Consider the following 16,143-nt stretch of genomic DNA (forward strand, 5'->3'; position numbering starts at 1 on the left):
ACCTCCTAAAAAAATATGCTCAAATCTTATCTCACCTCCGCCTGGCGCAATCTCCGCCGCAACAAAGGCTATGCCTTTATCAACATCGCCGGTCTTTCGGCCGGCCTCGCCATCACCCTCCTCATCGGCCTCTGGATCACCGACGAGCTCAGCTTCGATCACTATCATACCCATCACGCGCGTATCGCCCAGATCCTGCGACGCCAGGTCTTCCCCAACCACAACAACGAGATCCATATCGGGCCCATCGTCTCCACCATGGCCGGACCCGTGCTGGGAAAAAACTATAAAGACATCATCAGCAACACCACGCTCCTTTCCCCACAGGCCGGGTTCCTCCTCGGTCACGGCGAAAAGAATCTCTCCACACAGGGCTGCTGGGCACAGTCCACCTTCCCCGGCCTGTTCACCTTTCAAATGCTCGCCGGCGACGGCCAGTCGATAAAAGACCCCTCCACTCTTCTGCTCGCCCAAAGCACCGCGAAGGCCCTCTTCGGTAACGAAGACCCGGTCGGCAAGACGATCCAGTTGAACCGCTCCACCGCCTTCACCGTCGGCGGCGTCTACGCCGACCTCCCGTTCAACACCGCCTTTCACGAGATCCAGGTCGTTCTGCCCTGGGATAACAACCAAAACGCTTACCTGCGGGACAACAAAGAATGGGAAGACCATAGCGCCCTTTGCTTTGTCGAGCTCGCCGGAACAACCACCGCCGCCCAGGCCACGGCCCGCATCAAGGACATCCCCGTAACCCCAGCCGGCCACCCCAAACAGCAAGTCCTCGCCTATCCCCTCGACAAAACGCATCTCTACGGCGAATTCAAGGACGGCGCCCCCAGCGGCGGCCGCATCCAGTTCGTCTGGCTCTTCGGCACCATCGGCGCCTTCGTGCTGTTGCTGGCCTGCATCAACTTCATGAACCTCTCCACCGCCCGAAGCGAACAGCGCGCCAAAGAGGTCGGCATCCGCAAAACGATCGGCTCCCGCCGCTACCAGCTCATCGGCCAGTTCCTCGGGGAATCGATCCTTACCGCGATGCTCGCCTTCGTCGGAGCCATCGCCATCGCCGCCCTCAGCCTGCCCTTCTTCAACACCCTTGCGGCCAAACAAATGGCTTTCCCGTGGACCCATCCAACTTTCTGGCTCTGCGCCCTGGGCTTCACCGGGCTTACCGGGCTCATCGCCGGCAGCTATCCTGCCTTCTACCTCTCCGCCTTCCAACCGGTTAAAGTCCTAAAAGGCACAAAAAAGGCCGGCCGCGAAGCAGCCCTCCCGCGAAAGATCCTCGTCGTCGCACAATTCACGATCTCACTGTCACTCACCATAGCAACCATCGTCGTCTTCAAGCAGATCGAATTCGCAAAAGACCGGCCCCTTGGTTACAACAACGACGGCCTCATCACCGTCAACATCAACACCCCCGAACTCGCGGCCCACTACGACGCGCTGCGCGCCGATCTGCTCAACTCCGGCGTCGTGGCCAACGTCGCCCGCTCGTCCCAACCAACGACGCTGTTCAACAACGGCAATGATCTCACCTGGGCCGGCCAGACCGAAGAGCAAAAACAGCTGAACTATCACAACGTCAACGTCACCCCCGAGTTCGGGCCCACCATCGGCTGGACGGTGATCCAGGGCCGGGATTTCTCCCGCGCCTTCGCCACCGACAGCAATGCCGCCATCCTCAACGATCAGGCTGTCAAAAAGGCGCGGCTAAAAGATCCGATTGGCCTGCAGGTGCGCCTCTTCGGCAAGGCCTATACCGTCATCGGCGTCGTGAAGAACATGCTCACCAACTCGCCCTTTGATCCCATCGAGCCCGCCGTCTTCCTCGGCGACGGATCCACCAACTTCATCACGATGCGCTTACATCCCGGCGCGTCAACCCGTACCGCGCTGGCCACCATCGAACCCCTCTTCAGAAAGTTCAACCCCGGCAGCCCCTTCTCCTACACCTTCAACGACGAAGACTATGCGCGGAAATTCGCCGCCGAAACCCGCATCGGCTCCCTCGCCACCGTCTTCGCCGGCCTCGCCATCCTCATCTCCTGTCTCGGCCTCTTCGGCCTCGCCTCCTTCGTCGCCGAACAACGCACAAAAGAACTCGGCGTCCGCAAGATCCTCGGCGCCGGCGTCGGAAACCTCTGGGCCCTGCTCTCCGGAGACTTCATCAAACTCGTCGCCCTGTCCATGTGCATTGCCATGCCCCTCGCCTGGTACACCATGAATAAATGGCTTCAGAACTATACTCTCCACACCAACCTGTCCGGCTGGATTTTCGTCGCCGCCGGCGCCGGCATGCTTATCCTCACCCTGGCCACCGTCAGTTTTCAATCGCTTAAGGCCGCATTCGCCAACCCGATCCACAGTCTCAAAACAGAATAGCCGTTAAAAATGCCTTAGTATGCTAAGAAATTTCTTCCTCCTCGCCATCCGCCAGCTACGCCGAAACCGCGGCTACTCCTTTGTCAACATCTTCGGTCTGGCCACCGGCATGGCCATCGCCCTCATCATCGGCATCTGGGCGACCGACGAGCTCGCCATCGACCAGGGATATCCGCAGGGCGACCGCATCGTCGAGATCCTGCAGAACCAATGGCCAAAAGGGCAAACCAGCGAGAAAACCCCGCCCGCCTATGTAGGGACGACCCTGTCCCCCGCCCTCAACCCCTGGCTGCAGAAAGGGTATAAAGACATCTTCGCCCAAACGGCGATGACCCTTTGGACCGATCAGCATCTCCTGGTCAATGGCGACAAAAGCATAGCCTGTACAGGCACCTCGGCGGAATACACCTTCCCGCTGATCTTCGGCTACCATTTTCTCTCCGGAACCGCCGAATCGATGCGCGACCCCAACACGGCCCTCCTCTCCCAATCGACGGCCATTGCCCTGTATGGCACCACGGAGGCCGTCGGTAAAACCTTTCAATATGACAATCGCCGGCCCTTCACCGTCGGCGGCGTCTATGCCGACCAGCCGCAAAACAGCAGCCTGCACGAGCTCAACTTCTTCATCTCGATGGCCAGCGAGGAAACCACCTGGCTCCGAAACATCAACGACTTCAACGACCATGACTGCCGCATCTACGCCAGGCTCGCCGGCAACATCACCGCGGAGCAGGCAACGGCCCGCATCAAGAACATCTGCAGCCCCTATGTCAATTTCGTGTACGAAAACTATAAGGTGCTTCCCTTCCAAAGCCTGTACCTGCATTACGACGAGGGCAACGCCACGGGCGACGGCCGTATCGTCTACGTGAGGATGATCTCCCTCATCGGCGTCTTCGTCCTGTTGCTGGCCTGCATCAATTTCATGAACCTGGCCACGGCCCGCAGCGAAAAACGCGCGAAGGAAGTGGGCATCCGCAAGACGGTCGGCTCGCTGCGCACCCATCTCATCGCCCAGTTCCTCGGAGAATCCGTCCTGCTGGCCACGCTCTCCTTTGTCATAGCCATCGTTCTGGCCGCTCTCACCCTGCCCTGGTTCAATCAGCTGGCCGGCAAGACCATGACCTTCCCCTGGACAAGTCCGCTTTTCTGGAGCCTGTCGGTCATCTGCACCCTCATCACCGGTCTGCTGGCCGGCAGCTACCCTGCCTTCTATCTTTCCAACTTCCGCCCGGTAAAAGTGCTCAAAGGCGCGTTCAAGGCCGGTAAAGGCGCCGGCACACCACGGAAGATCCTCGTCGTGGCCCAGTTCTCGATCTCGCTGGCCCTGATCATCGGCACCATCGTCGTCTTCCGGCAGGTCCAGTACGCCAAAGATCAACCGCTGGGCTACGATCAGGCCGGACTCATCACCGTGCCGGACAACACGCAGGAACTGGACAGTCATTATGAGGCCGTCCGCTCGGCCCTGCTCAAAACGGGTGTGGTCGAAAATATCGCCAACGCGTCGAAGACCCTCGGCGAATTTGATCAGAACAATCAGTTGGAATGGGAGGGCATGACCCCTGAGGCAAAGAACCTTACCTTCCGCGACGTCTTCGTCAACGCCGACTGGGGTCCCACCATCGGTTGGAGCATCCTCAAAGGACGCGACTTTTCCCGCGACTACCCCACTGACAGCACGGCCGTCATTGTGAACGAGACGGGCGCCCGGATCCTCGGCTTTAAAGATCCCATCGGCAAGACCCTGAAACATTGGGGGAAATCCTACACCATCATCGGCGTCGCAAAGAACATGATCGCCAACAACCCCTATTACCCGGTCCAGCCCGCGATCTTTATGGGCGCCGGCGGCCATGACGCTTTCACTATCCGCCTTAAACGCAATATCCCGGTTCGCACGGCCCTCGCGGCCATCGAACCCGTCTTCAAACAGTTCAACCCCGCCAGCCCTTTTATCTATACGTTCAACGATGACCTGTACGAAAAGAAGTTCAACACCGAGACCCGCATCGGCAACCTGGCGACCGTCTTCTCCGGCCTCGCCATCCTCATCTCCTGCCTCGGCCTCTTCGGCCTCGCATCCTTCACGGCCGAACAACGCACCAAGGAGATCGGCGTCCGCAAGGTTCTCGGCGCCGGCGTGGTCCAGCTCTGGGCCCTGCTCTCGGGAGACTTCATAAAGCTCGTTGCCCTCTCGATGTGCATCGCCATGCCCGTGGCATACTTCATCATGCACCAGTGGCTCCAAAACTATATTATCCATACCCCCATCTCTGCGTATATCTTCATCGCCGCCGGCGGCGGCATGCTGCTGATCACCCTGGCCACCGTATCCTTCCAGGCGCTTAGAGCCGCGTCCATGAATCCAGTAAGATCTTTACATTCCGAATAAAACTTTTTCCCATGCTAAAGAGTTATTGGCTGCTCGCCCTCCGCCAGCTGCGTAAGAACCGCGGCTACAGCTTCATCAACATCGCCGGCCTCGCCACCGGCATGGCCGTCGCCCTCGTCATCGGCCTCTGGACCGCCGACGAGCTCGCCCACGACACCTCCTATCCCGGCCACGCCCGTATCGGCGAGATCATGCAAGGCCAGAAAGGCGGTCCCTGGGCAAAAGACAAGGAGAAAACATTCATTGGCCCGACCCTCTCTTCGGCGCTCAAACCCTTTTTGAAAAAAGGCTATGACGACATCTTCGCCCAAACGGCCCTGCTCTCCTATCCTACCGAACACCTGCTGGTCGCCGGTGACCGAAGCGTCTCCAGCAACGGCTCCCCGGCCGAATACAGCTTTCCCGCCATTTTTGGCTATCGCTTCCTCAGCGGCAACGCGGAATGCCTGCGCGACCCGTCCTCGGCGATCGTCTCACAAAACACGGCCATCGCCCTGTTCGGTTCGGCGGACGCCGTCGGCAAAACCTTCAAATGGGACAACCGTGTCCCCTTCCGTGTCGGCGGAGTCTTTGCCAGCCAACCGGCCACCAGCAGCTTTGAGGATATCGACTTCTTCACGTCCTTCGCAAACGACAACAACAGGGGTAACCGGGATAACACCGATTTTGCCAACCACGGCTGCCGGATGTTCGCCCGCCTCGCGGGCAACACGACGATGGAGCAGGCGACGGCCCGGGTAAAGAACATCTGCACACCCCATGTCGAAATGGATCACGAAACCTACACCGTCCTGCCCTTCGAAAGCCTGTATCTCCATTTCGACGACAACAACGGCGCAATCGGACAGGGCCGCATCAGCTTTGTCCGCCTCATCGGCATCATTGGCATCTTCGTCCTGCTGCTCGCCTGTATCAACTTCATGAACCTCTCCACGGCTCGCAGCGAGAAACGTGCTAAGGAAGTAGGCATCCGCAAGACGATCGGCAGCCTGCGCACCCAGCTGATTGCCCAGTTCCTCGGCGAATCCGTACTTGTCGCCCTCCTTGCCTTCATCGGCGCGCTGATCCTCGCCGCCATCAGCCTTCCGGGATTCAGCGAAATAGCCGGGAAGACCATGACCATACCCTGGACCAGCCCCCTCTTCTGGGCCCTCTCTCTCGCCTTCACACTCCTCACGGGTCTCGTCGCCGGCAGCTACCCGGCCTTTTATCTGTCCGGCTTCCGGCCTGTTAAAGTGCTCAAAGGTGCCTTCAAGGCAGGAAAAGGAGCAAGCACCCCACGTAAAGTCCTGGTCGTATGCCAGTTCTCCATTTCGCTGGCGCTCATCATCGGGACCATCGTTGTTTATCGCCAGATCCAACTGGCGAAGGACCGGCCCCTCGGCTACGATCAGGCCGGGCTGATCACGGTACCGATCAACACCGACTCTCTCGACCGGCATTACGAGGCCGTACGAACCGATCTGCTCGCCACAGGAGTCGTCGCCAATGTGGCCAACGCCTCGCAGACCACGTACCACTTCGACCAGAACAACGGCGTCGAATGGGCGGGGATGCTGCCTTCTCAGAAAGCGATCTTCTTCCGCGACGTCAGCGTCAACGCCGATTTCGGACCCACCATCGGCTGGACCGTCCTCAAAGGCCGGGATTTCTCCCGCCAATTCGCCACCGACAGCTCGGCCGCCATTTTCAACGAGGAAGGCGCCCGCGACCTCGGCTTCAAAGATCCCCTCGGCAAGACCGTAAAATACAACGGCAAAACCTACACTATCATCGGCGTCGTAAAGAACATGCTGACAAACGACCCTTACTCGCCGATCCAACCCGCCGTCTTTCTCGGCGACGGCGGCCACTATGCGTTCACCATCCGGATCAAACCCGGCGTGCCCGTCAGATCTGCCCTCGCCTCGATAGGATCCGTATTCAAGAAATTCAACCCCGCCAGCCCCTTCATCTATCACTTCAACGACGAGGAGTTCGAAAAGAAATTCCAAACCGAAACCCGCATCGGCTCCCTCGCCACCGTCTTCGCCGTCCTGGCCATCCTCATCTCCTGCCTCGGCCTCTTCGGCCTCGCCTCCTTCGTCGCCGAACAACGCACCAAAGAGATCGGCGTCCGCAAAGTCCTCGGCGCCCGCGTGGTCGGTATCTGGCTCCTGCTTTCGGGTGATTTTGTAAAATTGATCATCATCTCGATGGCGATCGCTATGCCCCTCATCGGCCTCGCAATGCAAAAATGGTTGCAGAACTACGCCCTCCACACCAACCTCTCGCCGTACATCTTCCTCCTCGCCGGCGCCGGCATGCTGCTGATCACGCTGGCCACCGTCAGCTTCCAGGCGGTGCGGGCGGCCTTCATGAACCCCATAAAATCCCTGCGAACCGAATGATCCCCCCGTAACTTTATTCGATCTTCCAACGTCAAAAGAATTATGAAAAAAACCTTTTGGTTCCTGTTGATCGTCCTCCCCGGACTGGCAAAACCCGCCGCCGCCCAGGACACCGTCCTCACCGTCACCAACCATGACTACCTCGACTCCTTAAACTCGTCCATCTTACAGCAAAAGCGCTACATCCAGGTATTCCTGCCGGCCGGTTACAACCCCGGCAACGCAGGCGCCCCCGGCAGCACCCCCAAATACGACGTATTGTACGTACTCGACGGCGGCAACTGGAACACCGGTCTGATCTCCCGCATCCAGCGGTTTGTGGAAGGCGAAGGCAATATGCCGCCGACGATCATCGTCAGCGTCATGGGCATCGACCGCAACGTCGAGCTCACCCCCACCCATCTCGACAGCTGGAAAGGCTCCGGTGGCGGGGAAAAGTTCCTCGCCTATATCACAAAGGAATTGATCCCCCATATCGACTCCACCTGTCCCACCAACGGCGACAACACCCTTTGGGGCCACTCCCTCAGCGGCATGTTCGCGGTGTACACGATGTTGAACTCGCCCGCCAGCTTCAAGTCCTACATCGCCGCCGATCCGAGCATCTGGTGGGACAATAACCTCGTCGCAAAGATGGCCGCCGCCAAACTACCGGCCATGACCGGCCTCAAGGCGACTCTCTATGTCAGCGGGCGGGAAGGCCAGGTGCACGATATGCGGATCGATACGCTGGAGACCGTGCTCAAAAGCGCCGCGCCGCCAGGTCTGCGCTGGCAAGTCGTTCCCTACAAGGACGAGACACATAGTTCCGTCCGGCTGAAAACCACCTACGATGGATTGAAGTTCACCTATGCAGGACTGGTAAGCGATATCCAATTCGTACCCGACAGCGGGATCGTGCTGAAAGACAGCCCGATGAAGATCTGGTACTTCGACGACACCACCAGGATGCATTACACCCTCGACGGAACGACGCCCACCGAGAGCTCCGATAGAGTGCAGCGCGAGATCACCCTGAACGGCCCCGCAAAAGTCACTTTCAAACGCTTCACCAACCGCAGCCGTTACGATAAAACGGTAACGGGTGTTTTTTCCGTCGGAACCCCGCCACTGCCTGTCCGGATGCCTAAGACGGCCAGGCCGGGCGGCTTTAGCTACGCCTATTACGAAGGCGACTGGGACAGCTGGCCGGATCTCAAAAAGCTGCAACCCGTCAAAACCGGCATCACCGACAAGGATTTCGACCCGGACAAGCTGCCCCGCAGGAACAACTATGCCCTCTTGATCGATGGGTTCATCGAGGCAAAAGAAGACGGCTATCATCTATTCCTCTTCAACGCCGACAAGGACTCGAAACTCTACGTCGGCGGAAAGCAGCTGATAAAATGGGAAGGAGGTTACACCCACCAAACCGCTACCTATATGCTGCCGCTCAAAAAAGGGATTTATCCCTTTACAATCCAATACCTGCACAAGAAGGAAGACTTCCGCCTGCGCTACTCCTGGCTTACCCCCGGCCGGATGAGCACCAAGCAACCGCAGCCGATTCCTTTCGACGCGCAATACAGCCTTACTCCACCGTCGGGAACGCCGAGATCCTCAACCTCGCGGCCCCCATCGGCACCAACTCAATAGACTCCACCGGACCACTCGCCTTCACCGGGCTCTGCGGCAATACCCCGCAGAGCCCATTCTTATCCAGCATCCACTCGGGGATCAGCTTTCCCTTTGCCTCGATCACAATCGGCGCCGCCCCGGGCGTCCACGGAAAATCATCCTTCGGCCAGGGCCGCCGGGTAATAGTGAAAGGTTCCCCCGGGAGCAATCCATAATTCCACAGACTCGCCGGGAAGATCTCGTACGAAGGCCAGGCCGACACATCCGCACCCGCCTGCCAATGCGAATCGCCCTGCGCCGCCTGACGGCCATCCATCTCCTTGTACGACTCAGCGATCTTCAACGAAAAGGTCAGCGGTCCATAATTGACGCTCTCACTATTCTTATTCGCCGCCCATTGCCGCGTAGTAAAGCTCATCGGCAGCCGCAACTCCACCCTGTCGCCGGCCACCCATTTTCGCTCCAGCCGCAACCAGGAGCCGGCCACCGCCCGAACAGGCACATCCGCCCCATTCACGGTCACTGTCGCATCAGTGCACCACCCCGGCACCCGCAGATACAACGGAAACGCCAGCCCGCCGCCCTTCACCGAATCCACGGTAAATTCCACCGCCTCATCAAACGGATAATGCGTGCGCTCACTCACCACCACCATCCCACCCTTCCCCGCACCCACACGGGCCCGCACAGACCCCGCAGAATAAAGCACCGCCGCCACCCCATTATCCGGCGTCGCCATCCACAAATGCTCCGCATAGTAAGGCCAGCCCTGCGAATGGTTATGCTGACAGCAACGGCTGCTGAAAGGATTCATCATCAAAAAAGGTCCATCGTTGGCAATCCCCGGCGCATGGTTGCTGCTGTCGCTGACGACCATATTGGGCGCCGTGAGATAACGCAGGGCCTTGAAGTCGGGCATGACCGCCGCAGGGTAGGTATTGAACGCTACATCCTCACAATTGTCCGCCCAGAAGACATCGCCCGTGATCCCGGTCAGCAGCTCGTCCGAGGCCATCTGTTCGACCATGCCGCAGGTTTCGACGGCCTGGTGCGCATCGGTGTGCCCCTTCCGCGCATTCTCATCCGCTCCGAACATCCCACCCGGCACCTGCCCATATAGCTGGCGGATGAACGCAAAGTCATGATAGGTGGCCTGCAGCATCGCGCTGTCGCCGGTCTGCATATAATATTCGGCGGGCTCGCGGAAACACTGCGCGATGTTGACATTATGCCAGTTGGGCAACCTGTCTTTCTGGGTCCAGTCGGCAGTGTGACGGTGGATGCGCTCGGCCAGCCCGAGCAGCCAGGTTTCGCCCGTGTGGTTATACAACCAATAAATGCTATAGAGATTGTCCCCACCGCGGCTGTTCTCCCAGTAGGTCTTTAGCAGCTCGTTCTCCGGCACCGTCAGCTCCCATTGAAAATACCGTTTCATAAAGGGTAGGACCCGCGGATCGTGGCCGTAGTCGTAGTAGGACTGCATACACCACAACATGATCATATTGGGCCAGAGATCGGGCGTGCCTCCCTTCAGTTCCCTCGATCCGTCGGCGCCAAGCCGCGGCCCGAACCAGCCGTCCGGCTGCTGGCTCGCAAACACCTTCTCCAGCCAGTCCTTCGTCTCGGCGATGATCGCCGGATCATTCAAAATATATCCCAGGTCGCCATAGCCTTTCAGCCAGTAAGGCACTTCTTCCCAGCCATGATCGCCCTGCCCATTGCCGCTGTACCAGGCATTGCCCTTCTTGTCCAGCCAGGCGCTGATCGTGCCCAGCTTGCCGGTCAGCCCATCCCGCTGCAGTTCCAGGTATCGCCGCACCCAGCCCCGCGGCTGCACGCTGCCCACCGGCAACGGCACCAGGGCCAACGGCTTTAACGGGCCGCGGTTACTGACATAAAAGGTGTTGACCATCTTCGCCGAAGGCCGGCTTACGACGTCGGCCTTCGTCTGCGCCTTAGCCAGCAGGCCGGCGATGCATACGCCTGCCGTTAATCCAAATCTTAAAAAGTTCATGTCCCAATTTACGCTAAAATGGCATTTTTATTGACGATATTAGAGTATGCAGCAGAACCACTTTAAACACTCCTGGCGCAATCTGCGCTCCCGCAAAGGCTATCTCGCCATCAATACGGTCGGACTCGCAGTCGGCATCGCAGCCTGCCTGCTTGTCTTTTTATTGATCCGATTTGAAACAAGCTTTGACGATTTCCATGCGAAAAAAGATCGCATCTATAGAGTGGTGTCGGCGATAAAAACGCCGGCTGGAATGACCTGGTCCAAAGCAAGCGCCTTTCCCGCCGCGCAAGCCCTTCGGCTGGATTATCCGCAACTCGAAAATGTCGCCCGGATATACGTTCGCGACAACAAACAGGTGGCCGTCCCGACCGATGACGCCAATTCGATACAAAAGAAATTCAAAGAGACCGTATTCTTCGCCGACCCCGAATTCTTCGGCATTTTCGATTTCCCCTTCCTCGCCGGCGATGCAAAAACCGCCCTGTCACAATCGAATACGGCCGTGCTTACCCAGGCAGTAGCAGAGAAGTATTTCGGTGACTGGCATACAGCCATCGGAAAATACATCAACTGCGAGAACGACGGAGTTTGCAAGGTCACCGGCATCCTGAAGGATATTCCCGCCAATACCAACTTCCCCCTCCAGGTCGTCCTTTCCTTTGAAACGGCCCGAAAAGAAGATCTTCCAACCGATTGGTCCGGCGTGGACGGATCCCTGAACACGTTCCTGGTGCTTCCGCCCAATACCACCGCACCACAATTCAATAAACAGCTCCAATCCTTTGTAAAGAAATACATGCCTGCCGGACTGGCCAACCACAGCTATCTCCTGCAACCCCTGGCCGACATGCACTATAACAGCCGTTTCGGAACATACGGCGGGACCACCTTCAGCAAACAACTGATCACCGCGCTCAGCGCAATAGGATTCTTCCTGCTGGTCATCGCCTGCATAAACTTCATCAATCTCGCCACCGCGCAGGCGGTGAACCGCTCCAGGGAAGTAGGGGTAAGAAAAGTTCTCGGCGGCAGTAAGACGCAATTGATCGCCCAATTTCTGAGTGAGACCTTTCTCATTACCGTTATTTCCGTCGGCATGGCGATAATCTTTGCACTCATTGCCTTGCCGCTGCTGAACCGTATATTACACACTTCCGCCGGGATGTCGCCCGATGGTTCACTGATCGCCTTCTTGTCAGGCACGATCGCCGTTGTTACCCTCCTGTCGGGCCTGTATCCCGCCGTCATTCTTTCGCGGTTCAATCCCACGATCGTTCTAAAAAGCAAACTAACCAGCAAGACCGCGGGAGGGTTTTCCATGAGAAGGATATTGGTGGTTTTCCAGTTTGCCATCGCACAGGCGTTGATATTGGGAACACTGATAGTGGTAAGCCAGATGAATTTCTTTCAAAACGCCTCCATGGGTTTCGACAAGGACGCGATCATTACCGTGCCCCTCGCCAACGACACCTCGCGTCTTCATCAGGCGGACGCGTTGAAGACGGAATTGCTGCAACAGGCCGGGATAAAAAATGTCAGTCTCAGCATTTTTACCCCAATAGATAAAGCAAGCTGGGAAGGCGATTTTACATTTGACAACGGCGCAAAGAAATCGGACTTCGGCGCGCAGTTCAAATGGGCGGATGCCGATTATTTTAAAACCTATAATATCTCCTTCGTCGCCGGGGCGCCCTATAAACAAGCCGACACCGTAACCGGATTTGTGGTAAATGAATTGATGGCGAGAAAATTAGGCTTCAGGACACCCGGTGAGATCATCGGAAAAAGATTATCATTTTGGGATGGAGCGATTACCGCCCGGATCGTCGGCGTGGTAAAAGACTTCAACAGCACCTCGTTGGAAACGGGTATGAAGCCGGTGGTGCTGGGTTCGTACAGACCGTTGTACCGGCTGCTCAACATAAAGATAGAGCCACAACAGGTGAAGCAGACCCTGGCCGGCATAGAATCCCTTTGGACAAAGGCATATCCCGGTTTTACGTTTGAATATCAGTTTCTCGACGATAAGATTGCGAGCCTTTACAGGCAGGAAAACCGCCTGTCGCAATTGTACCAGCTATTTGCAGGCATTGCCATATTCATTTCCTGTCTTGGCTTGTATGGCTTTGTCTCCTTTATGACTGTGCAGCGTTCGAGAGAGGTCGGTATTCGAAAAGTCCTGGGCGCATCCGTCCTGAACGTCATCTATCTATTATCGCGGGAGTTCATCCTGCTCATCGGCCTGGCGTTTGTGATCGCGGCCCCCGTCGCGTACTATTTCATGCATCAGTGGTTGCAAAAGTTTGCCTACCGGACAAATATCGGCATCGGCTTGTTCCTGGGAACCCTTTTGATCGCCGAGACGATCGCGTGGCTTACCGTCGGCTATCGGGCGGCAAAGGCAGCAGTTACCAACCCCGTAAACAGTTTGCGAACGGAATGACCGCTCGCAGCGGAATGACCGTTCGTTACAGCAAGATCACTCGTTACGGTAAACCACCCCCTCCTTCATCACAAACCTCACCTGTCCCATCGCATGAATATCCTTCGTGGGATCTCCCTCGACGGCAATAACATCCGCCCATTTCCCGGGTTCCAGCGTCCCGGCCTTGTCGCTGATGCCCAGCAGCTCCGAGGCATTCACCGTCGCGCACTTGATCGCCTCCAGCGCCGGCATGCCCGCCTCGGTCATATAGATGAACTCCATCCAGTTCTTTCCATGCGCATACACTCCCGCATCCGTGCCAAAAGCTATCTTCACGCCTGCTTTGTACGCCTTCGCAAAAGTGCCCTGGATGACGGGGCCGATGGCGATGGCCTTGCCGGCGATCACCGCCGGATAATAACCCGGTTTCTTCGCCGAATCCGCCACCGACTTCCCCGCAATAATGGTCGGCACATACCATGTCCCGTACTGTTTAAAAAGCCCGATCGCCTCGTCATCCATATACGTCCCATGTTCGATCGAGGTCACTCCCGCGCGGATCGCCCGTTTCATCGCCTCGGCGCCATGGGCGTGGGCGGCCACCGGCATCCCATAGTCCCTGGCCGTGGCGACAATGGCCTTTAGTTCTTCATCCGAGAATTGCGCTCCCGTCCCGTCTTTCTCGAGACTCAATACCCCACCCGACGCCGTGATCTTGATCAGGTCGGCGCCCTCCTTATACATCTGCCGCACCGCCTTGATGCACGCATCCTTTCCGTCAGCCACCGTTTCGGTAAAGCTCGGTTCGGCGTACAGCCCGTCGCGATACCCATGCGTCGGATCTCCATGCCCCCCCGTCGACGAAATGATCTTACCCGCCGTCAGCACATGCGGCCCGACCACGATCCCTTTGCGGATCGCATTCCTCAGCGCGATATTGACACCCGTCCCACCGACATCCCGCACCGTCGTGAAACCCGCCATCAGCGTTGTGCGGGCATACACCGTCGACTCAAAGGCCGTCTCCGCCGTCCCCACGGTAAATTCCCGCAGTTGCGCGTTCGGGCTCGTCTGGTGTTCGAGATGTACATGCGAGTCGATCAGCCCCGGCATCACCGTCCTGTTCTTCAAGTCGATCGTCTTATCCCCCGCCGCGGCCGGCGCATACCCCTTCTGTACGGCCGTCACCGTCGTCCCGGTAACCATCACCGACATCTCCGTCAGCACCTGGCCCGATTTAGGGTCTATCAGGCGCCCGCAATAAAGAATGGTTTTGGCCCCGGGAGCCGGCGATTGCGCAAGCGACGCCGAAGAAAGGAAAAGGGCCAGGCAGGCCCCTAACAGCGTGGTTATAGGCAGTAGTCTTGTCATGTTCCGAAAATACAAAAAAAACCCTACCTTACTTCTATGACACCGGCAACCCTTATCCGTCTACTGCTGCTTACGACCATTCTGTACTCCCTCCCCGCCGGCCTGGCCGCCCAACAGGCTCCGCCGAATTGGGGTGCCTTCGTTCAGTCAGTCGACGTAACGGCCTGGCAGGGGCATCGCTTTAAAGTCACCGCCGCCGCCCGCACCGAATGCATGGATCAGCTTGCGCATTGCGCCATTTGGACAAGGGTGGACAAAGCGGATAAGACCATGGGCTTCTTCTACAATATGTCGGACAGGCCGATTCGTGACAGCCAGTGGAAAGTGTACACTATTACAGGCAAGCTGGACAAGGCTGCCCAAAGGCTCGTTTTCGGCGGCCTCTATCAGAACAAAGGCAAATTCTGGTTCGACGACTTCCATCTCTTCATAGAGACCGGCAACGCTCGCTGGGATGAGATTCCGCTGAATGCGCAGGGTTTTGAGACCGACACGGCCGGGCTGCGAAATAGCTGGGGGTTCTTCCGTCAGCAGAATTTCTTCGTCCACAGCCTCGATCCGGAGAAGGCCTATGAAGGGCATACGTCATTGCTCGTCGACGCCACCCGGTTCGTTGCGATAAAGGTCGCCACCTGGGGCAATAACGACTCCGTAGGGCGCTTCGTACAGGCCAACGGCGTTTCCCTGTATGTCGAAACCTATGGACAGGGTCAGCCACTGCTCCTTCTTCATGGCAATTCGTCGTCTATCTACAGCTTCCACGCCCAGATACCCGAATTCGCCCGGCAGTACCGCGTCATCGCGGTGGACACCCGCGGCCAGGGCCGGTCCTCCGAGGATGGCAGAAAGTACACGTACGACCTCTTTGCCGAAGACATGAACGCCCTCCTCGACACCCTACGCCTCGACAGCGTCGACGTGCTAGGATGGAGCGACGGCGGTAACACCGGCCTGATCATGGCGATGAAGTATCCCCGCAAAGTGAGGAAGCTCGCGGCCATGGGCGCCAATATCTTCATCGATGGCAGCGTCGTGGACCGGTGGGTCTTCGATACTCTCCGCGCGCAGCAGCGCGATCTGCAGGGCGACACAACCTATGCGGCCGCCAATCGCAGCCGGCTGATAACACTCCTGCTCACCGAACCCCGTCATCAATTTGACGAGCTCGCGGCGATACACTCTCCCGTCCTCGTTATGGCCGGCGATCACGACGTGATCCGGGAACCCCATACCCGCCTCATCGCCAAACACATCCCCGGCGCCACTCTCGTCATCTTCAGGAAGGGCACCCACTACGAGCCCTGGGAACATCCCGACCGTTTCAACAAGACGGTTCTCGATTTCTTCGCCCGCCCCTGAACACTCGCTCGACCGCTGGAGAACACTCGCTCGCATGCCGCTGCTTTCGCGGGCAAACAAATCCCGGTAATAAAAAGGGGCGGTCGGGAAAACCCGGTCGCCCCCTATAGAAACCCGTTCAATTACAACTCAAAATTTCACCGACCCGTCCGGATCGGGCGCCGCGCAACCTACTTGTTCG

General features: G+C 57.9%; 8 protein-coding genes. 6 read left to right on the plus strand and 2 right to left on the minus strand.

Translation table 11 applies throughout. The features are described 5' to 3' along the window. Positions 1-15 precede the first annotated feature (15 nt). From VHE34_RS25635 to VHE34_RS25650, 4 genes are read left to right on the plus strand one after another with little or no spacing between them, the layout of a single operon-like run. Positions 16-2,385 (plus strand): ABC transporter permease, encoded by a 2,370-nt coding sequence (locus tag VHE34_RS25635; protein WP_325593302.1) that lies wholly within the window; start codon positions 16-18, stop codon positions 2,383-2,385. Positions 2,386-2,404: 19 nt separating this feature from the next. Beyond that, on the plus strand, positions 2,405-4,783 hold the full coding sequence (locus VHE34_RS25640) for an ABC transporter permease (RefSeq protein WP_325593304.1): 2,379 nt from the start codon (positions 2,405-2,407) through the stop codon (positions 4,781-4,783). Between the two features lie 11 nt (positions 4,784-4,794). Further along, the gene (locus VHE34_RS25645) at positions 4,795-7,173 is read left to right on the plus strand and encodes an ABC transporter permease (RefSeq protein WP_325593306.1); all 2,379 of its coding nucleotides are present in this window, start codon (positions 4,795-4,797) and stop codon (positions 7,171-7,173) included. 42 nt (positions 7,174-7,215) lie between these two features. After that, positions 7,216-8,808, plus strand: a complete 1,593-nt coding sequence (locus tag VHE34_RS25650) for an alpha/beta hydrolase-fold protein (protein WP_325593307.1) — start codon at positions 7,216-7,218, stop codon at positions 8,806-8,808. On the opposite strand, the gene VHE34_RS25655 is transcribed toward VHE34_RS25650, so the two are convergent. Continuing rightward, on the minus strand, positions 8,744-10,804 hold the full coding sequence (locus tag VHE34_RS25655) for a beta-L-arabinofuranosidase domain-containing protein (RefSeq protein WP_325593309.1): 2,061 nt from the start codon (positions 10,802-10,804) through the stop codon (positions 8,744-8,746). The two genes, VHE34_RS25650 and VHE34_RS25655, sit on opposite strands and share 65 nt — an antisense overlap. Positions 10,805-10,850: 46 nt before the next feature. On the opposite strand from VHE34_RS25655, the gene VHE34_RS25660 reads away from it, so the two are divergent. After that, positions 10,851-13,250, plus strand: coding sequence for an ABC transporter permease (locus VHE34_RS25660; RefSeq protein WP_325593310.1), 2,400 nt, complete (start codon positions 10,851-10,853; stop codon positions 13,248-13,250). A gap of 36 nt (positions 13,251-13,286) precedes the next feature. On the opposite strand, the gene VHE34_RS25665 is transcribed toward VHE34_RS25660, so the two are convergent. Then, on the minus strand, positions 13,287-14,603 hold the full coding sequence (locus VHE34_RS25665; RefSeq protein WP_325593312.1) for a metal-dependent hydrolase family protein: 1,317 nt from the start codon (positions 14,601-14,603) through the stop codon (positions 13,287-13,289). 36 nt (positions 14,604-14,639) lie between these two features. Between VHE34_RS25665 and VHE34_RS25670 the strand changes: the two genes are divergently transcribed. Further along, the gene (locus VHE34_RS25670; protein WP_325593314.1) at positions 14,640-15,962 is read left to right on the plus strand and encodes an alpha/beta hydrolase; all 1,323 of its coding nucleotides are present in this window, start codon (positions 14,640-14,642) and stop codon (positions 15,960-15,962) included. Positions 15,963-16,143: the final 181 nt, after the last annotated feature.

It is taken from the genome of Puia sp. (assembly GCF_035546395.1).
GTDB lineage: Bacteria > Bacteroidota > Bacteroidia > Chitinophagales > Chitinophagaceae > Puia.